This is a genomic window from Pseudarthrobacter sp. BRE9 (assembly GCF_031844305.1).
Classification (GTDB): domain Bacteria; phylum Actinomycetota; class Actinomycetes; order Actinomycetales; family Micrococcaceae; genus Arthrobacter.
Window position 1 is genome coordinate 299032 of sequence record NZ_JAUZUY010000003.1, and the last position, 18555, is coordinate 317586.

An 18555-nucleotide genomic window follows, 5' to 3' on the forward strand; every position below is an offset into this window, starting at 1 on the left:
TTCCTTAGACCGGCAGGACGCCGAGAATGATCAGCACGCCGATGACCAGCAGGGGCAGGGCGTAGTGGGTGAGCAGGCGGGCGAAGGTCTTGATGGGATTGACGTCCGCGATGCCGCAGGCGACATAGAGCGGCGCACCGCCGGGTGGGACCGCGGCCTCGCAGGAGGAGAAGACCAGGACGGCCACGGCCGCGGTGGTGGCGGGCACGCCGGCCGCGACGAGGGCCGCGACGCCAACGGTCCCGACTGCGGCCATCGTGGCGGTGGCGGAGAGCGGGGCAGCAACGGCAATGACGATCAGCCCGATCAGGATGGCGAGCAGCCAGAGTGGAAGGTTCATGCCGTTCAGCAGTGCCGTCATCTGCTTGGGAAGGCCGGTGGCTGCGAGGGCGTTGGCTCCGGCGAAGGCGAAGAGCACCGTCACCCCAACGATTCCGAAACGCGGGGCCGAGCTGTGCAGCAGTTCGGCCCATGCGCGGGTGCTCCGCGGCAGCTGCTTCCGCCCCAGCAGTGCACCCGTGATGAGCAGGACCACCGGGATCCAGACGATCACGCTGACCGATTTGCTGACATCCCCGCCCGTCCAGTCCGAGAGGACCGTGGCGATGAATCCGGAGGTGATGATGAGCGGGATGGCGACGACGACGAACAGGAGCAGCGTGGCCCAGCCCTGGTGAAACGCGGCCCGGACGGACAGGCGGTGGGCCGCATCGAGCGGGGACATCCCACTCTTCCTGATCAGCAGCCACGTGACGATGAGCCGGTGCAGGAAACACCAGAGGCCTCCGAACAGCAGCGGCAGGACGAGGGCGTTGACGTTCAGAAGGGGCCCGACTGTGGCTGACCCGACCAGGACGAACATGGAGGCACTGAAGGGAAACGTGATGCCCATTCCGGCATTGCCTGCCACGAGAGTGGCGGCGGCAGGCTTGTCGAGCCGGGATTTTTCCATCCAGGGAATGGTGACCGAGCCAACGGTTGCGGCGATGGCGGCCTGGTTGTGGACCACTCCACCCAGGCCTGCCGAGGCCACCGTCGACACCCAGGCCGGGCCGCCCTTGACGCCGCCGATCAGGGAATTGAGGAGGTCGATCAGGCGGTCCAGGACGCCGCCCTTGTCCAAGAGGTACCCCATGAAAACGAACGCCATGGTGGCGTAGACAATCTCGTCTGTCGCAGCCGAATAGAGTGCCGACCAGCCCACCTGAACCGCAAGGGCACCGGTGAACGGCAGTACCACCAGGAATCCCAGGATCATGGCTTCCCCCACGCTGCGCTTGACCAGGGTGGTCCACAGCAGGATGACGGCCAGGTAGGCACCCAGGGCCCAGATGCCGATCATTTCCCTGCTCCTGACGTTGCAATGCTGCGCTTGGCGGGGTTAGCCAAAACAGTCCTCTTCATTGATTCTGTCCGACCACAATCTCAGCGCAACACAGGTGCGGCGTTAAGCGCAGCCAGGCGGGCATGTGCAGCAGCAGAAGCTGCCGTCATTTCCGCCGGCACCCCGAGCTCGGTGAGGTAGCTGGCCGTGTCCTGCATTTCCTTCGACCGGCGCAGGGCATGCTTGACGGTACCGGCCAGGAACCGGTCGATCACGGCCTGGCCGTCCCCGGCGAGCTGGTTCGCGATCTGCCCCCGGATCCATTCCTCGAGCCCGGCGGCCCTTCCGGCGTTCACGGCTTCGACAACGACGGCTGCCAGTCCCTTCATGAGGACGCTGCGGAGCAGCTTGTGCGCCATCGCAGCACCTGGCTCACCTTCGGCGATTTCAACGTCGACGCCGAGCGGGCGCAGCAGGTCTGCGACCGCCTGCGCGCCGGGGCCGCTGACCATCAGCGGCGTCTTTTCGCCCAGTGCCGACACCGGTCCGAGTATGGCGACGTCTGCGAAACTGGCGTTGCTGGGAAGCCGGCCCAGTTCGCGCATCACCCCCGGGGACGAAGAGGTGAAGTCTGCGTAGGTGCTGCCGGCCGGGAGGACTGGCAGGCATTCCTGCGCCACGCTTCGCGCTGCCGCGGCCCCGGTCATGACCAGGACCATGTCTGCGGCTTCGCACGCCTCTGCCGCGGTTGCCGCCCTGGTGACACCGGCGGGTGTGGCGGGTGCTACCGGATCAAAGCCGGTGACCTTGTGGCCGGCAGCGGTGAGTGCTGCGGCGTAGGTGGCTCCGGCTTCGCCGAGGCCTATGACGGTGCATGCTGTCATGGGGTTTTGTGCCTTTCTGGCTTAGTGGCGAGCGGCGACGATGGCCTGCCGGCGGTCGGTTTCGTCGGCGAAGACGGCCTCCGCTGCCTGGGCTACCGCGGTTGCCTGTTCGCGGGGGATGACCACCACGCCGTCGGAGTCACCGATGATGACGTCGCCCGGCAGGACGGGGACGCCGCCGAAGGCGAGCGCGGTTCCCAGCCGGAAGGGGCCGTCCTTGTAGGGACCGGCCGGCGAAGTAGCCCTCGCAAAGACGGGCATCCCGATCTCACCGAGCGCCTCGGCGTCGCGGGCTGCTCCGTCCAGCGCGAATCCCGCGACGCCGAGGTTGATGGCCCGCTCCCCGATCAGTTCGCCCAGGAGTGCGCGGGATTCATCGCCGCCGCCCGCCACGACAATGACATCGCCTGGACGGGCCAGCTGCAGCGCGGCGTGAATGCCCTTGTTGTCTCCGGGACGGGTCCACACCGTAAACGCCGGGCCGGCGAGCTTTGCACCCGGCCAGACGGCCTGGATGGCGGAGTCTGCAACGCCGAGCCGGTCCATGGCGTCGCCGATGTTCGCGGCGGGCAGCTTGGCGAGGCGTTCGACGACGTCCCGGTCCGGGCGGGCGAAGTCGGCGTCGGCAGTGTCAAGGGCTGGGGTTGTCATGATGGATCTTTCCTTAGGGTGAGGGGGTCAGTCTTTTTTCTGGACCAGCGGAAGCGCCTTTTTGAAGTCGTCTTCCTGTCCGGCCCAGAACTTCTGGTAGTCGCCGCCGTTGAGGTAGCTGGTTTCCAGGCCCAGGTCCTTCATCTTCTGCACGACGGTGGGGTCTTCGATGGCCTTTTCGAGGGCGGCTTCGAGCTTCTTGGCCACGTCCGCGGGAAGTCCCGCCGGGGCGGAGTAGCCCCGTGCGGTTCCCGCGGTCAGGTCGTACCCGGATTCCTTGAACGTGGGGACGTCAGGCAGTGAAGGTGCGCGTTCGGAGGACATGACGCCCAGGACGCGTGCCTTGTTCTGCTTGGTGAGGTCGTTGACGTCGCTGACGTTGGCCACCAGGACGTCCACGTGCTTGCCCAGGAAGGCGGTGGTTGCCTGCGATGCGCCCTCTGAGAAATGGACAGGTGCGAACTCGGAACCGGTGGACTGCTGGATTTGAGCCAGGGCGAAGTGTTCGCCGGTCTGGATGCCGGTGGTGCTTGCCGTCAATGATTTCGGCGCCGCTTTTACCGCGTCCAGGAGGTCCTTCAGCGTTTGGTAGGGGCTGTCCGGCTGGACGGCGATGACGGTGGGGTCGATGACCTGGCGGCCGAGGGGCTGGAAGCTTTCGCGGGCGTATTTGGCTCCGCGGGAAGGATCCAGCGGGGATACGACGACGGACGGGGAGCCGGTGGCGCCAATGGTGTAGCCGTCCGGCTTGGCACTGGTCAGGGCGGTGTAGCCGATCTGGCCCCCAGCGCCGGGCTTGTTGATGACCTCGATGTTGGTTCCTAGTTCCTTTTCCAGGACCGGCTGGATCAACCGTGCGGCGGTATCAACGGCCCCGCCTGAACCGAAGGCGACGATGAGGTCGATGGATTTGCCCTTCTTCGGGAAGTCGCCGGCGGCAGAGTTCGTGGCTCCTGCGCTGGCGCTGCAGCCGGTGAGTGCGATCAGGGATGCAGCAGCGAAGGCTGCGATGATCTTTTTGCGTGACAAGGGTCTTCTCCTTTGAAGTGATGGGTGGAACTTGGGTTGCAGGTTTATGCTTCGGGGTCTTCGGTGAGGGCCTTGGGCTTGCGGAATTTCAGCAGTGGACTGCAGATGATCAGCACGCCCAGGACAATCAGGACTGCTGAGATGGGCCGGTTCAGGAAGACCGTGAAGTCGCCCTGGGAGATCTCCAGCGATTCGCGCAGCGAGCGTTCCATCAGCGGGCCCAATACGAGCGTGAGGACCATCGGTGCCAGGGGGATGTCCAGGTTCCTCAGTGCCAGGCCGAGGAGCCCGAAGCCGATCATGACGAAGACATCGAAGACGCTGAAGTTGATGGTGTAGGCGCCGATGACCATGAACAGCAGAATCAGTGCGGTAAGGATAGGGGTGGGGACCCGAAGGATCGAGGTCCAGAGCCCGACCAGGGGGACGTTGAGCAGCAGGAGCAGGATGTTCCCGATGAAGAGGCTCGCGATGATGGCCCAGGCGATGTCGGAGTGTTCAGTGAACAGGCTGGGTCCGGGTGTCAGGCCCTGCTGGAGGAAGGCACCCATCAGGACGGCGATGGTTGGTGACGCCGGGATGCCGAGGGTAAACAGCGGGATGAGCGCCGCGTTCGCGTGGGCATTGTTTGCCGTCTCGGGGCCGGCAACACCTTCGACGGCGCCCTTGCCGAGCTCGTGCCGGAAGCGGGAGAACTTCTTCTCGGCCGCGTAGGACAGCAGGGATGACACGGATCCGGTCATGCCGGGGATGAGGCCCAGCCCGAAGCCGACGCCCGTGCCCCTTGCCATGGCGGGGGCGCTCCGGCGCCATTCACTGCGTGAGGGAAACAGCGAACGGAAGCCGGGGGCGTGGACCTGTGTGGCCTCGTCGGTTTTGCGGTAAGAGAGGATTTCGGAGAGCCCGAAGACGCCGACGATGACGGCCACGAAGCTCACCCCGTCCAGGAGGCGGTCCATGCCGAAGGTGAAGCGCGGTGCGCCGGCGACCGGGTCGATGCCGACCATGGAGATCAGTAGTCCCAGGGCGCCGGAGATCAGGGCTTTGACCATGGATTTTCCGGCGAGTGCTACGAGGAGGGAGATGCCCACCACCATCAAGGCGAAGAATTCCGGCGGACCCACCAGCAGGCCGAGTTCCCCCAGCGGCTTGGCGGCCGCGACCAAGCCGATGGTGGCGATGGTCCCGCCGATGAAGGACCCTACGGCGGCGAGCGTCAGCGCGGCCCCGGCCCTGCCGAGCTTTGTCATGGCGTAGCCGTCGATGGTGGTGATGGCCGACGATGCTTCGCCCGGGGTGTTCAAGAGGACACTGGTGATGGTGCCGCCGTATTGGGTGCCGTAGAAGATCGCGCACAGCATGATGATCGATCCGGCCGGGTCGAGATTGAGTGTGATCGGGATCAGCAGGGCCACGCCCGCCACGGGTCCGACGCCCGGCAGCACGCCGATGATGGTGCCCAGGAGGCACCCGAGGAAGGCAAAGATCAGATTTTGCCAGGTCATGGCGGTGGCAAAGCCGCCCAGGAGTTCGTTAATGGTCTCCATTTTCAGAATCCGATCAGGTTTAGCGGAGCAAGCGCCGAGACGGGAAGCGCGACGTTCAGGCCGTAGTTGAAGGCGTAGAACGCGCCGACGCTGCCGAGCAGGGCAATGACCAGCGAGGATGCCCAGGTCCTGCTGCCCCGTATTTTCAGGTGGTACAGCAGGAACAGGAACATGCTCAGCTGAAAGCCCAGCAGGTCCATCGCTGAGGCCAGGACCATCAGGCTGACCACGACGGAGATGACGACTCCCCTGTCGATCCCTTCTGCCTTTGCGCTTGGCCGCCGCAGTTCCTGCAGGAGCCAGATGATGGACATGGCGACCAGCACAGCTCCCATGGCGAAGGGAAAAAGCCCTGCGCTGGGGCCGAGTGACGTCCAAAGCCCCAGTTCCAGGGAGCTGACCAGGACATAAATCCCCACTGCGGCAAACGCGCCGATACCGGTCAGGACGGATGGAGCAATCCGGCTGGCATTCCGGGATTTCGTGATGAGTGACTCCGTTGTCATCGGTTTCCTCTGTTGTTATTGTCTTCCATAAGATGAAAGAACATTACGTGCAGAGAAATAGTGACAGGAGACACAGCACGCTGTCAACCGCAAGTGAGTTACATAGAATGAAAGAATGACCATGACGGGCCCTGCGGGGAGAGCGGCAGCAAGCGAAGAGGCGCCCAAGGCGTCCAACATGAGGTCCCTTTCGCGGGCCCTGGAGGTTTTTGCTGAGCTCCAGCGGGCGGAGCGCCCCCAGCGGCTCAGCGACCTGGCCAGGGCATGCGGCATGAGCCTGCCCACCACGCTGAGGATCCTTCGCGTCCTGCAGGATTTCGGAATGGTGAGCCAGACGGACAAGTCCTACCGGATTGGTCCTGCCGTCCTCCCTGCCGCCAGGAGCTATCTCGAGAACGACCCCCTGGTGGTGTCTTCCCGGCCCATCCTCCAGCAACTGGCTACGCAAACCGGCCTCACCGCGTCGCTCTACACGCGCCTGGGCTACGAAAGAATCCTGGTAGCCCGGGTGGATGGTGACGCACCGCTCCGGTATGACCTCCCGCTGGGCAAACGGCTGCCCCTGACGTCCGGCGCCGCCGGCAAGATCCTGCTTGCCCCGGCCTCTCCGGAGGAACTGCAGGAGGCTGTAGAGGCCGCGATCGGAGCAGGCCATGAAGGCAAGACTTTCACGCTCGAGGAGCTGCGGTCACGGTTGCCCGCGGCGGACGCCGATCACGCTTATTCAGCCGACGAGCGGGCCACGGGCGTGCTGTCCGTGGCCGTCGCCATACCGCACAGGTCCGGGCAGCCCACCGAATCAATTTCCCTGACCAGCCCCGTGGAGGCCGCCGGCGAGGACACCCTGAGGGTGGCGGTTCCGGAGCTGAAGCGGGCAGCTGCCAGGTTGGCGGAACTGCTTGAGGGCTCCGTCTACTGACAGACCCGCCCGGGGAACAGCGGCGGAAGACGTACGACGGCGTCACGCACGGCACGCTTTCGGCCCGCCGGAGCTGGCCGTGCCCCGGAAAGCCGGGGCGGCGCCGTCGGGTGTTCCCCGAAAGCATGCCCCCCGTGACGCGGGCTGCCCCGGTCAGTCCAGCTCCACGCCCCTCAACAGCAGAAGCGTCCCGCCCACCACAACGGCCGAGGCAAGGAAGACCCCGCCCGCGCCAAGCCCGGCCGCGACGCCGCCAATGGCACTCGGCAGGACCACCTGGCCCACCCGATTTCCGGCGAGCCGCAGCGCCAGCGCCCTGCCACGCTGCCCTTCGGGGGCCTGCGCGGAGAGCCAGGACATGGTCAGGGGCTGGCCGATGCCGAGCCCCAGGCCGAGCACTGACATGACGGCAAACAGCAGCCACACGGGCATGGGGATTGCCACTACGGCCAAAGCAAACGTGGACAGGGCCAGGCTCACCACCAGCAGCCGCATGCGCCCGATCCGCCGGGACACCCGGCCCAGCAGGAGCCGGGAAACCATGGAGAACGCGGCCCGCACGGTCAGCATGGCACCCACGGTTGCCGCGGTGAGTCCGCGGTCGGAGCCGAGCGCGGGCAGGTACACCATGGTCAGGTCCACCACGGCAAGGACGGTGGCGCTGGTTGCCAGCGCCCGGGCGACGCCGGGGGTCTTCAGCAGTGCGACCGCACTGCCGTTGCTGCCGGCCGACACCCCCTTTTTCCTCCGGATGCTGACGTGCGCCGGGACGGCGAAGGTCGTCAGAAACAGCACCAGGCTCATGACGACCGAGAGCAGGAAGATCGCCTGGGTGTCGGGCCGGACCGAGGCGCCGCCCACCAGCGAAATCGCCAGCGGACCGAGGGCCTGCCCCAGGGATGCGGCGAACGTCAGGTATCCGAACGCGGAGTCCATCCGCGACGAGGCAGCATTGTTGGCCACCACGGCCTGTTGCCCCACCACGCAGGCCAGCTGCCCGGCGCCAAGCAGCGCGGTTCCGGCCACGAGGGCCACGATCGACGAGCCCCACAGCAGCAAAAAGGCAGAGCAGGAAAGGACGACGCCGGACCCGATCGCCATGAGCCGCCGCTCACCAAGGCGGTCCACCAGGCTGCCCGTGGGGACGGCGAGCATCAAGGGAAAGACCGCGTAACTGGCCGCGAGCAGGCCCAGGGCGAAGTCCGGGACGTCGAGTTCCAGTGCGCGGTAGGTGGCTGCCGGCCGGACCAGGAAGGTGACGGCCTGGATCAGCGCCGAGTGGACCAGGAGGGCGATGGCCGAACGGCGTCCCAGCTCACCGATCATGAGCCGGGGGCACTGTTGCCGGACATGGCGCGGACCGCGGCGTCACGGGCGCCCATGACGTGGTCGAACGCGACCTTGGCCGCCTTCTCCGGGTCCCCGCCGGCCAAGGCCTCGACCAGGGCGCGGTGCTGGGCCAGCGCCTGGTCCCGGCGGTCCTGCGTGCTGTTGGTGAAATGCCGGTACCGTTCCATCTGGCTGGAAATCTGGTTGTGGAAACGACGGGCCCAGGAGTTCCCGGCGATGCCCGCGATCCTTGCGTGCAGGGCCATGCCCTGCTGCATCGCGTCATCGGCGAACTTCACCAAGGCCGCATTACGTTCAAGGATGCCCTGGAGGGCCTCGATGTCCGCAGGTGTCGCCTTCAGGCAGGCATTGCGTGCCATGAGGGATTCCATGGCCGCGCGGACCTCGTACAGTTCCGAAATGGCGGCTTCGTCCAGCGTGGGCACCAGGACTCCCCCGGTGGGCTGCTGTTCCAGCAGGCTCTCCGAAATGAGCCGCCTGATGGCCTCGCGGAGCGGCGTGCGGCTCACCTGCAGGGCCGACGCCATCGCCGGCTCGTAGATGCGTTCCCCCGGCTTCAGCTCGAGGTTCAGGATCCGCCGCTTCAGCTCGGCGTAGACAAAGTGGGCGCCGGTGTTCCGGGCAGGTGAATCTGGCATGGCGTACCTCCACCGGAAATCATACTTGTATACATCTATACAGATCGCCTTGCCAGAGGAGCAATGCCGTGCCGGGGAAGCACAAAGGAGGGGGCAGCGTCCGCTGCCCCCTCCTTTGCAGCAGTCGTATGCGTTCGCTCGGCTATGCGCCAGCGTTCGCGGCAGGGTGGACTTTCTGCACCTCAAGGTCCTCGAGTGACTTGCCCTTGGTGTCCTGGGACATCAGGGTGGCCACGGCGGAGACGAGGCAGATGCCCAGCGTGGTCAATCCGATGGTGAACGGGACATTGGTGGAGCCCGGAGGTGCAATCGCGGTGAAGATGCTCGGGAAGAACGACGCGATCATGAGTCCGATGTTCTGCGAGACGGCGAACCCGGTCACGCGGATCCGCATGGGGAACTGCTCCTGGAAGAACGTGGCAAAGGTGGCATTCCACATCTGGAAGAAGATGCCCTGCACAATGACGACGCACACGAAAACCAGCGGCAGGCTTCCCTGTTCGATCGCCCAGAGGTATCCGCCCACGAGGAGGCCGCCAACCACGCCGCCGGCGGCCATGAGGCTCCGCCGGCCAATCCTGTCGGACAGTGCGCCGAACAGCGGGATGGTGGCGACGGCTGCGATGTTGGCCACGAGGGTCACCCACAGGAACTCGCTGCTGGAGAAGCCGTTGCCGTAGCCCTTCTGGGTGGCGTACGAGACGCCGAAAATGAGGGTGGCCATGCCGATGACATTGCTGAAGGTCATCGCGATGCAGCGGACCAGGGCGCCCGGCCGGGTGCGCAGGAGTTCAACGAGCGGGAAGCGCCTGGTTTCAGGCGTGCCGGACTGCGCGGCGTACGCGGGCGGTTCCTGCACCCGGCGGCGGATGAAGTAGCCGGCCAGGATCACGACGGCGCTGAGCAGGAACGGGATGCGCCAGCCCCAGGAGCCGAACTGGTCAGCCGGGAGGACGGCCGCGAGCGGGAGCAGGACGGCGGTGGCCAGGATCGAGCCCACCTGGGTGCCCTGGAGGCTGAAGCTTGCAAAGAATCCGCGCTTGGCGTCGGGTGAGTGTTCAACGATCATCGCGCTGGCACCGCCGAGCTCGCCGGCCACGGCAAAGCCCTGGATCAGGCGGAGGAGCACCAGGAGGGCGGGGGCGAGGAGGCCCACCTGCCCGTAGGTGGGCAGGAGCCCGACAGCGAAGGTGGCAAAGCCCATGAGCAGCATCGCGAAGACGAGGACCTTCTTGCGTCCGTGCCGGTCACCGTACGCCCCAAGGACGACGGCGCCTACCGGACGGGAGACGTAGCCCACGGCATACGTCGCCAGGGAGGCGATGATCCCGACGGTGGGGTTCTCCGACGGGAAGAAGATGGTGGGGAAGATCAGGGTTGCAGCCAGCGAGTACAGCGCGAAGTCGTAGTACTCCAGGGCGCTTCCGATCCAGCCGCTCAGCGCCGCTTTCCTCGGGTCCCGCGAGCCTGTTCCAGCACCTTGGCTGGGGAGGGCCACGCGGGTTGGGGTGGTGCTCATGTGCTTATGTCCTTCGTCTTCATTGGCAAGGAACCGGAACCGCCGGGATTCAGCCGTCGTTCGCTGGTGTGTCTGCGCCCGGAACAGTCCGTGCCGGCGGAAGCCTTACCGGAACTGGGCGTCAGCTCATTGAATCGATTCACCAACTATAGAAGGTGACGTGTATTACGTCAACGGCAAGCGCTATCCCGGCGGGCGTGGAGGCCGGGGCAGGGTGGGCCAGGCGCTACTGCCGGCTGGCGTAAAAGGCTGCCGCCATGTCCTGCTTGGTGCGGCCCTGGCCGGCCACGCGGTCAAGCCGGGCGGCGTACGCCGCAGCGCCGTCGAGCAACAGGCTGTGCCCGGCGGCGGCCTCGACGATGAGGTGGGCGTCCTTGCGCGCGGTGTCCACGGCGAAGGAGGCAGGCTCGAGGTGGTCGTTCAGGATGAGGTCGATCTTCATCCGCAGGTACGGCAGGTCAAGCGGGCCGCCGTCGAGCACGCCGAGGAACTGCTGGGGATCCACGCCCAGCGCCTGGGCAAGGGCAACCACTTCACCGGCGGCGTTGGAGGCTGCGATGACCCAGCTGTTGACCACGAGCTTCAGGCGGGCGGCCGAGCCTGTGGACGGGTCGTCGCCCGTCCAGATGGTCCGGGCACCAACTGCATCGAGGACCGGTGCCACGCGTTGCCGCACCGACTCGGGACCGGCGGCAAGAACCAGCAGCTGGCCGGCTTCGGCCGGGGCGCGCGTTCCCGAAACAGGCGCCTCCACCAGGTCCAGGCCAAGCTCGGCGGCCAGGGCGGCCAAAGCGGGGACGTCCTGCACCCCCACGGTGGTGGACTGGACCCAGGCTGTGCCGGGCCGGACACCGGGCGCTGCGCTCCGGATGACCTGTTCCACCGCGGCAGCGTCGTAGAGCATGGTCAGGACCACATCGGCTGCCTCGACAGCGCCGGCAGGGGTACCGGCGCTCCGGGCACCTTCGGCGGCCAGCGGTTCCGTTTTGGCCGCGTCCCGGTTCCACACTGAAACCTCATGGCCGGCCCGCAGGAGGTTCCGCGCCATGGCCGCTCCCATGATTCCCGTCCCCAGCACAGCCACATTGAGCTTGGTACCCATCTGTGTCGATCTCCTGATCCAGTCTGTTTCAGTGCAGACGTGAACGGCAGGTACCCAGGCCCGGCGGGAACCAAACCAGGCGATGCGGGTGCCACCAGGACAGTACGGCGAAACGGATCAGTCCGTGCCGAATGTCGGCGCGCCGCCCTAGACTCGTAACCATGAGCGACAGCAACCAGGAAACAATCGGCAGCCCGGAACCGGAGCCCAACGCAGGCCTCAACAGGGACCCGGAGGACTGGGTAACCGGGGATGAACCCATGACCGCGGCGCAGCGCAGCTACCTCGATACTCTGGCACGCGAGGCGGGGGAAGAACTTCCCGCAGACCTGAGCAAGGCGGAGGCGTCAAACCACATCGACCGGCTGCAGCAGCGCAGCAACCGTGTTTCCGGAGAAGGGGACAACAGCGCCGGCAGCTAAGCCGGCGTCGCAGAGGACCTACCAGGCCTGGTGTTCGCGGGTGAGGCCGAAGGGAACCGTGTCGCTGAGGGCAACGGTGAACGTGTCCACGCCGTGCCGGGTAACCAGGATGCCGTGGCTCTTGCCGTCCAGTGCGTGGGCCTTGGCGGCTGCGACGGCGGCGTCGAGCTCGCTGTCCATGCTCTGGCGGTCGGACACGGTGAGGGTCAGCGGGAAGTTCATGGGTCTAGCCTTAGTGGGTTGGGGGTAGGGGGTCATGTCCAACACCTGCGCTCCCCAAGGCTGCAGACGAAGTTGGGCACCTTTGTGCCCAGTTCATGATGCCCGAGTAATGGATCACCAGCAACTTGAAAAATCAAGTAATAAGTCGCCGCAGGTCAAAAGCGTGACGGTGCGGGCCCAACTCAGCAATTACGGGCGCCAAAGCACCGTGAATTAGAGTTGGACAGGAGTGGAAGCTGTTTCCGGACGGCTTCGATGCCCCTGAACCAGCCCTGCGGCAGAACCCAGCCACCAGCACCACACCACACGTGTGCCACGACCTGACAAGGATCCGCCATTTCCACCGACGCTCTCTTCGGCAATCTGACCAGGATCCGCAACGTCATCCTTCCCACCCCGGTGCGGAACCCGTTGAACACCGGGCGCGGCCTCCTGGGCGGTTTCATCGTGGTGCACCTTGTCTTCCTGGTCTTCGCCGCCTCCCTCTCCCTTCGCGGCGAGGCGTTCAGCGATACCTTCATCTACCGTGACTGGGCCATGGCCGGATTCAACGACGCGAACCTTCGGGGCGGTCCCAGCCCATGGGTGTACCCCATCCTGGCGCTCATCCCCATGGCCATCGCAGGCCTGGCAGGACCCGGACCGTTCTTCTTCCTATGGGTCCTCATGACCACGCTCCTGAACGGCTGGGCGCTGCTGAAACTGACAGAGCGGGGCCGCAACACCAGTGCCATCCCCGCCGGCTGGTGGTGGCTGGCCTTCACGTTCCTGATGGGCTGGCTGGGCTTCGCCCGCGTGGACGGCCTCACCGCCCCGCTGGTCCTCGTGGCCCTGGCCTACGGCGTCAAGCGCCCGTTCATCGCGTCGATCCTTCTGGCCATCGGCACCTGGGCGAAGGTCTGGCCCGCGGCCATCATGCTGGCCCTCTTCGCCGTCGTGAAGAACCGCCTGTTGGTGGTCCTGGCAGGAATCGCGACGACGGCCGGGGTAGTTGCGCTGGCAGCAGCCCTGGGCAGCGTCCCCAAGCTCCTGAACTTCCTCACGCAGCAGGGCGACCGCGGCATGCAGCTCGAGGCCACCTTCACCACTCCCTGGCTCTGGCTCTCCGTCCTGAACATCGGCGGCTCCCGGATGTACATGAACACGGACATCAACTCCATGCAGGTGGACGGCCCGGGCACCGCCGCCATGTCCGTGCTGATGCAGCCCCTCCTGGTCCTGGCCGCCCTGCTGGTCGCCGGGCTGACGTTCTGGGCGCTCCACAACGGAAAGCAGCACAAGGTGGCCGGCGGCGTGGACCGAACTGAACTGCTCCTGGCCGGCGCCCTGACCCTGGCCACCGCGTTCGTGGTCTTCAACAAAGTGGGTTCGCCGCAGTTCATGGTGTGGCTGGGCCCCGCCGTGGCGGTCGGCCTGGCGCACAGCTGGCGCGAATGGCGGGTTCCGGCAGCAATGCTGATCGCCATTGCCGTGGCAACCTACTTCATCTACCCCCTCTTCTACGACGCCCTCAGCCACAACAACCCCTGGATGGCCCTGGTCCTGACCATCCGCAACGTCCTGCTGGTGGTCCTGTTCCTGTGGAGCGTCCGGCGCCTCTACACGCTGGGCAAAAAGACCGCCGCACCCGCCCCCGCGCTCAAGGAGACCTAAGATTTCCACGAGGTTCTTTGACCGCCTGGTGACCGTCCGCACCAAACTGCTCCCGGCAAAAGTAGTGGACTGGTTTGCCCGCCCCTCCAGCGTCTGGTGGGGCTTCGCCGTCGTCCATCTGTACTTCCTGGGCTGGATGGCATCCTTTTTCCTGAACGGCGATACGTTCAGTGACACCGAGCAGTACCGGCAGTGGGCCATGGACGGCTACAACCCGCCGGACCTGAGCGGCAAGATCAGCCCCTGGGTCTACCCGGTGCTTGCGCAGATCCCCATCTTCCTGGCCAACATCGCCGGGCCCAGCCTCTACCTGCTGGTCTGGTTCCTGATCATCACGGCGCTCAACGCCGTCGGCCTGGCCTACCTCACCCGCGGCCGGCGGAAGGTTACCGGCATTGCCGCGGCCTGGTGGTGGCTGTTCTTCACCGTCTTCATGGGCTACCTGAGCTTCGCCCGCGTGGAGGGCATCACGGCGCCGATCGTACTGATCGCACTGCTGTACGCCGCCGAACGGCCCGTGGTGGCAGGGATCATGCTCAGCATCGCCACCTGGATCAAGGTCTGGCCCGCCGCCGTCCTGGTTCCCATCGTGATTGCCAGCCATAAGCGGATCCAGGTGGTCCTCGCCGGCGCCGCCGTCACCGCGGTGGTGGGCCTGGGCACCTGGCTGACCGGCGGCCTGCCGCACATCATGGACTTCCTCCTGAACCAGGGCGAGCGAGGCATGCAGCTTGAGGCCACCTTCTCCACGCCCTGGGTGTGGCTGAGCGTGTTCCAGATCGCCGGGTCGAAGATGGCGGACAACACCGCCATCAACTCCACTGAGGTCTACGGCCCTGGCGCCGGCACCGCCGCGTTCCTGATGCAGCCGCTGCTTGTCCTGGCGGCCCTCACCGCTGCCATCCTGCTGGTCCGGGCGCTGCGGCGCGGCGCCGAACGCGAGGAACTGTTCCTCGAAGGCGCGCTCATGATGGTCACCGCGTTCATCGTCTTCAACAAGGTGGGCTCGCCGCAGTTCATCATCTGGCTGGCGCCGGTGATCATCGCCGGCCTGGCGCACGACTGGGAGCGCTGGAAGGTCCCGGCGGCCCTGCTGATGGGCATTGCGGTGACGACGTTCGTGATCTACCCGCTCTTTTACACCCCGCTCATCCACGCCCACCCGGTCATGGCAGCCATCCTCACCACCCGTAACGTGCTCCTGGTGGTCCTGTTGTGGTGGTCGGTGAAGCGCACGGCGGAGTTGGGCCGGAAGACGCCGGCGCAGGTGCCGGCGGGAGCCTAGGGGGTTTCGCGGCGTTCGACGGCGGCCCGGTCATCAGCGCGGCGAGCGGCGCGGCGCTCCACCGCCCACCGCCAGCCCCGCCGGGCAAGGTCCAGCGGCTTGCCCTCGATGAGCAGTTTGCGCGTGTGGACGTCCAGGACCAGCAGGTAGAACGTGAACGCCAGGGCCGTGAAGAACGCCAGGGACGAGGCGTCGATGGGCAGTTCCACGAAGGACCAGACCGAGAGCTGGTCCTGGGCGCCGAACACCACAAAGAACGTCACCCCCACGTACAGTGACCGGATCTGCCAGTCGTCCCGGATCCCGGTGACGGCCAGGAACGGCAGGAACCACAGGATGTACCAGGGCTGGATGATGGGTGAGAGCATTACGACGGCGGTGAACGCCAGGGCCATCCGGCGCACCGCCCGCGAGTAGTCGCCCCGGAACATCAGCAGCAGGACCAGTCCGATCGCCGCCCACTTCATGCCGGTCCGCAGCCAGGTGGCCAGCGTTCCGCCGGGCAGTCCCAGGGCATTGGCGAGCATCTCCACCTGCTGGCCAAGGAAGCCCGACGGCGAGTAGCCCGTATAGCCGGGCGTGGGGTCCATGATGGCCCAGGTCCAGCCGATCCCGAGGTTGTAGGGGATGCCGCTGAGGGCGAGGACGCCGAAGCTGATGCCTGCCGTCGCGCCCCACATCAGGAATTTGCGCGGCCAGGAGGCCCCTGGACCGGCCCACATGACGCCAATGAACGGCAGCAGCAGCACCGTGATGGGCTTGATGCCGATCGAGGCGGTGACCAGGAGGACACCCAGGAGGTAGCGGCGGGTGGCGGCCAGGTAGACACCGGCGACGGCGAGCCCCACCATCAGGGCGTCGTTGTGGGCGCTGGCGATGAAGCTGATGAGGAACAGCGGGTTGGCCACCGAGATCCACAGTGCGCGCGCACCGTTGATGCCGTGCAGTTCGGCGAGCCTGGGCACGTAGATGACGCAGAGCAGCACGCCGACGCCTGCCAGGAGGCGGAAAAGCAGGACGGACGCGTCCGGCTGGGCTCCGGTCAGCCCCACCACCGCGCGCGCCAGCCACAGGAAATACGGGCCGTAGGGGGTGCGGTTTTCCGCCCAGGCAGGGTCGGCGCCCAGGGAGAACCAGTTGTTGAGGGTGGAAATGCCCACCTCATAGGGGTTTTGGCCCTCCTGGACCAGGCGGCCCTGGCCGGTGTAGGCGTAGACGTCACGGGAGAAGACCGGGACGCAGAACAGCAGCGGCAGGGACCAGGCGGAAATGGCCACCACCACGGACCGCAGCGACGACTGTCCCCAGTCCCCCAGCCGCTGCCCCAGGCGGAGCCACGAGCGCATCAGGAGCATGGCACCGGCTGTCAGCAGCACGGTGGACACCGCCACGCCCCACCCTTCGGTGCGGAGTGCGATAACCACGGGCTGGCGGATCATGGGCGAACCATTGGCGATCCAACCAGTCCCGATGGAGCCGACGAACATCATGAGGGCGCCGATGAAACCCTCGAGGGTTGCCAGGTAGGCACGGCCCTTGGCGGGCGCGGAATCCCCGGCCGGTGTGCCCGGCCTGCTCTCCGGCGTCCTGAGGTGTGGCCCGCCTGCCGTCATGATCGTGGTCCCCTACCTTGTTACGGCACTGCTCGCCCCAGCTTCAAAAAGGCCGCCCTGCAACCCGGCCATTTTATCAGCCATGCTTATTGCCGCCCCGGGCACCGCCCTGACGGAAACCCCACAGTTTGGTACAGGCGAAATCCGCCGCCGGTGCGGCCGGACGGTTTGACGGTAGTGTTGCATGCGCAGCCGAAAGTCACCGGTGCATTCCCTTCCCACCCCATTGTCTTCCATCGCTGGGCTGGAGCCGTGCGCATTGTGGCGCGCAGAAACGTTGTACACCCGCTCTCGCAGGAGAGCCGAGTCCCCTGGAGCCGTTCCTTGGCCGTCGCCCACAGCACCCGCCCTCTCCGGCAACCGATCACCGTCCTCACCGCGCTGCGCTCTCCGCGGCAGCTGTCCCGCGAGGTCCTGGCCGGCATGGTCACCACCCTGGCCCTGGTCCCGGAAGTCATCTCGTTCTCGATCGTGGCCGGGGTGGATCCGATGGTGAGCCTTGTCGCCTCCATCGTGCTGGCCCTGTCGATGTCGGTCCTTGGCGGCCGGCCCGGCGTCGTTACCGCCGCAGCCGGTTCCGTCGCCCTGGTGATCGCCCCGCTCGTGCACGAACACGGCGTCCAGTACGTCCTGCCCGCCGTGCTCCTCGCCGGTGTGATCCAGGTGGTCTTTGGCCTGGCCGGCCTTGCGCGGCTGATGCGGTTCATCCCGCGGTCGGTGATGATCGGCTTCGTCAATGCCCTGGGCGTGCTGATCTTCATGGCGCAGGTACCCCACGTGCTCAATGTCCCCTGGCCCGCCTACGTCCTGTTCGCCCTGACGTTCGCGATCATCTTCATCCTCCCGCGCTTCACCAAGGTGGTCCCGTCGCCGCTGGTTGCCATCGTCGTCGTCACGGCGATCGTCATCATCGCCGGCCTCGCCGTGCCGAACGTCTCTGGCGAAGGTCCCCTCACGGGCAAGCTCCCGGGGATCACCCCGTTCCTTGTCCCGGTGAACCTGGAGACGTTCCAGCTGGTTCTGCCCACTGCGCTGAGCGTGGCGTTCGTCGGCCTCATGGAAACGCTCCTCACGGCAAAACTGGTCGATGACATCACGGACACTCCCTCACACAAGGGCCGCGAGTCCTGGGGCCTGGGCGTGTCGAACATCCTCGCCGGTTTCTACGGCGGCATCGCGGGCTGCGCCATGATCGGCCAGACCGTCCTCAACGTGAAGACCGGCCAGGCCCGCACCCGCATTTCGACGTTCGTGGCCGGGCTGTTCCTGCTGGCGCTGGTGACCGGCCTGAGCACGATCATGGGGCAGATCCCCATGGTGGCCCTTGCCGCGGTCATGATGGTCGTCGCTGTCACCACGGTCGACTGGCACAGCGTTAAACCGTCCACCCTCAAGAGGATGCCCGTCCCGGAGACGCTGGTCATGGCCGTCACGGTCGCCGTCGTGGTCCTGTCGGGCAACCTGGCCTACGGCGTCCTGGTCGGTGTCGTCCTGGCGATGGTGCTGTTCGCCCGCCGGGTGGCCCACGTCATCACCGTTAAGCGGACCCTGGCCGGCGACGGGCAGAGCGTGCGCTACGACGTGGTGGGGCCGCTGTTCTTCGGCAGCAGCAATGACCTCGTGGAGCAGTTCGCCTACGCCGACGATCCCGGGCAGGTGATCATCGACCTTAGCCGTGCCCAGATCTGGGACGCTTCGACTGTCGCCGCCCTCGACTCCATCGAAACGAAATACGCCGGCCATGGGGCCAGCGTAGCCATCGAAGGCCTCGATGAGCGCAGCACCGGATTCCACCGCAGGCTCACCGGGCATTTGGGCGCCTGACGGGCCATAGGCCACCAGGCGAAGGGGCGGGGACGCGCAACAGTGCGGCCCCGCCCCGTCCGCTGCA

General features: G+C 66.3%; 17 protein-coding genes. 5 read left to right on the plus strand and 12 right to left on the minus strand.

All coding sequences use genetic code 11. The features are described from left to right. Positions 1-4: 4 nt before the first annotated feature. From Q9R31_RS09480 to Q9R31_RS09505, 6 genes are all read right to left on the minus strand, one after another. The gene (locus Q9R31_RS09480; protein WP_311262468.1) at positions 5-1342 is read right to left on the minus strand and encodes a TRAP transporter large permease subunit; all 1338 of its coding nucleotides are present in this window, start codon (positions 1340-1342) and stop codon (positions 5-7) included. Between the two features lie 83 nt (positions 1343-1425). After that, positions 1426-2208, minus strand: coding sequence for a DUF1932 domain-containing protein (locus Q9R31_RS09485; RefSeq protein WP_311262469.1), 783 nt, complete (start codon positions 2206-2208; stop codon positions 1426-1428). Positions 2209-2229: 21 nt separating this feature from the next. Next, positions 2230-2859 carry a methyltransferase gene (locus Q9R31_RS09490; protein WP_311262470.1) on the minus strand — a complete coding sequence of 210 codons (630 nt, stop codon included), beginning with the start codon at positions 2857-2859 and terminating at the stop codon, positions 2230-2232. A gap of 27 nt (positions 2860-2886) precedes the next feature. After that, a complete protein-coding gene (locus Q9R31_RS09495) occupies positions 2887-3888 on the minus strand; it encodes a tripartite tricarboxylate transporter substrate binding protein (RefSeq protein ID WP_311262471.1) in 1002 nt (333 codons plus the stop codon). Between the two features lie 44 nt (positions 3889-3932). Next, the gene (locus tag Q9R31_RS09500; RefSeq protein ID WP_311262472.1) at positions 3933-5435 is read right to left on the minus strand and encodes a tripartite tricarboxylate transporter permease; all 1503 of its coding nucleotides are present in this window, start codon (positions 5433-5435) and stop codon (positions 3933-3935) included. Positions 5436-5437: 2 nt separating this feature from the next. Beyond that, positions 5438-5941 carry a tripartite tricarboxylate transporter TctB family protein gene (locus Q9R31_RS09505; protein WP_311262473.1) on the minus strand — a complete coding sequence of 168 codons (504 nt, stop codon included), beginning with the start codon at positions 5939-5941 and terminating at the stop codon, positions 5438-5440. A 178-nt stretch (positions 5942-6119) separates the two neighbouring features. Between Q9R31_RS09505 and Q9R31_RS09510 the strand changes: the two genes are divergently transcribed. Next, entirely contained in the window at positions 6120-6860 is a 741-nt protein-coding gene (locus Q9R31_RS09510; protein ID WP_311262474.1) for an IclR family transcriptional regulator, read from the plus strand. 153 nt (positions 6861-7013) lie between these two features. On the opposite strand, the gene Q9R31_RS09515 is transcribed toward Q9R31_RS09510, so the two are convergent. The 4 genes from Q9R31_RS09515 to Q9R31_RS09530 all read right to left on the minus strand — a co-directional run bounded on the left by Q9R31_RS09515 (position 7014) and on the right by Q9R31_RS09530 (position 11469). Further along, positions 7014-8186: an MFS transporter gene (locus Q9R31_RS09515; protein WP_311262475.1), complete on the minus strand. Its 1173-nt coding sequence runs from the start codon at positions 8184-8186 to the stop codon at positions 7014-7016. Continuing rightward, the gene (locus Q9R31_RS09520) at positions 8183-8848 is read right to left on the minus strand and encodes a GntR family transcriptional regulator (RefSeq protein ID WP_311262476.1); all 666 of its coding nucleotides are present in this window, start codon (positions 8846-8848) and stop codon (positions 8183-8185) included. Before Q9R31_RS09520 ends, Q9R31_RS09515 begins: the two co-directional genes overlap by 4 nt. Before the next feature lie 142 nt (positions 8849-8990). Further along, complete coding sequence (locus tag Q9R31_RS09525) at positions 8991-10367, minus strand: MFS transporter (protein WP_311262477.1); 1377 nt, start codon at positions 10365-10367, stop codon at positions 8991-8993. Positions 10368-10593: 226 nt separating this feature from the next. Beyond that, positions 10594-11469 carry an NAD(P)-dependent oxidoreductase gene (locus Q9R31_RS09530; protein ID WP_311262478.1) on the minus strand — a complete coding sequence of 292 codons (876 nt, stop codon included), beginning with the start codon at positions 11467-11469 and terminating at the stop codon, positions 10594-10596. A 161-nt stretch (positions 11470-11630) separates the two neighbouring features. Here Q9R31_RS09530 and Q9R31_RS09535 point away from each other — a divergent pair, with 161 nt between their 5' ends. Further along, positions 11631-11891 (plus strand): DUF3072 domain-containing protein, encoded by a 261-nt coding sequence (locus tag Q9R31_RS09535; RefSeq protein ID WP_311262479.1) that lies wholly within the window; start codon positions 11631-11633, stop codon positions 11889-11891. Positions 11892-11909: 18 nt separating this feature from the next. Here Q9R31_RS09535 and Q9R31_RS09540 read toward each other — a convergent pair whose 3' ends face one another. Beyond that, positions 11910-12113: a hypothetical protein gene (locus tag Q9R31_RS09540; protein WP_311262480.1), complete on the minus strand. Its 204-nt coding sequence runs from the start codon at positions 12111-12113 to the stop codon at positions 11910-11912. 399 nt (positions 12114-12512) lie between these two features. Between Q9R31_RS09540 and Q9R31_RS09545 the strand changes: the two genes are divergently transcribed. Next, a complete protein-coding gene (locus Q9R31_RS09545; protein ID WP_311262481.1) occupies positions 12513-13766 on the plus strand; it encodes a glycosyltransferase family 87 protein in 1254 nt (417 codons plus the stop codon). Between the two features lie 28 nt (positions 13767-13794). After that, positions 13795-15051, plus strand: a complete 1257-nt coding sequence (locus Q9R31_RS09550) for a glycosyltransferase 87 family protein (protein WP_311262482.1) — start codon at positions 13795-13797, stop codon at positions 15049-15051. Here Q9R31_RS09550 and mptB read toward each other — a convergent pair. Next, a complete protein-coding gene (gene mptB, locus Q9R31_RS09555) occupies positions 15048-16664 on the minus strand; it encodes a polyprenol phosphomannose-dependent alpha 1,6 mannosyltransferase MptB (RefSeq protein ID WP_311262483.1) in 1617 nt (538 codons plus the stop codon). The two genes, Q9R31_RS09550 and mptB, sit on opposite strands and share 4 nt — an antisense overlap. A gap of 324 nt (positions 16665-16988) precedes the next feature. Between mptB and Q9R31_RS09560 the strand changes: the two genes are divergently transcribed. Next, complete coding sequence (locus tag Q9R31_RS09560; protein ID WP_311262484.1) at positions 16989-18488, plus strand: SulP family inorganic anion transporter; 1500 nt, start codon at positions 16989-16991, stop codon at positions 18486-18488. Positions 18489-18555 lie beyond the last annotated feature (67 nt).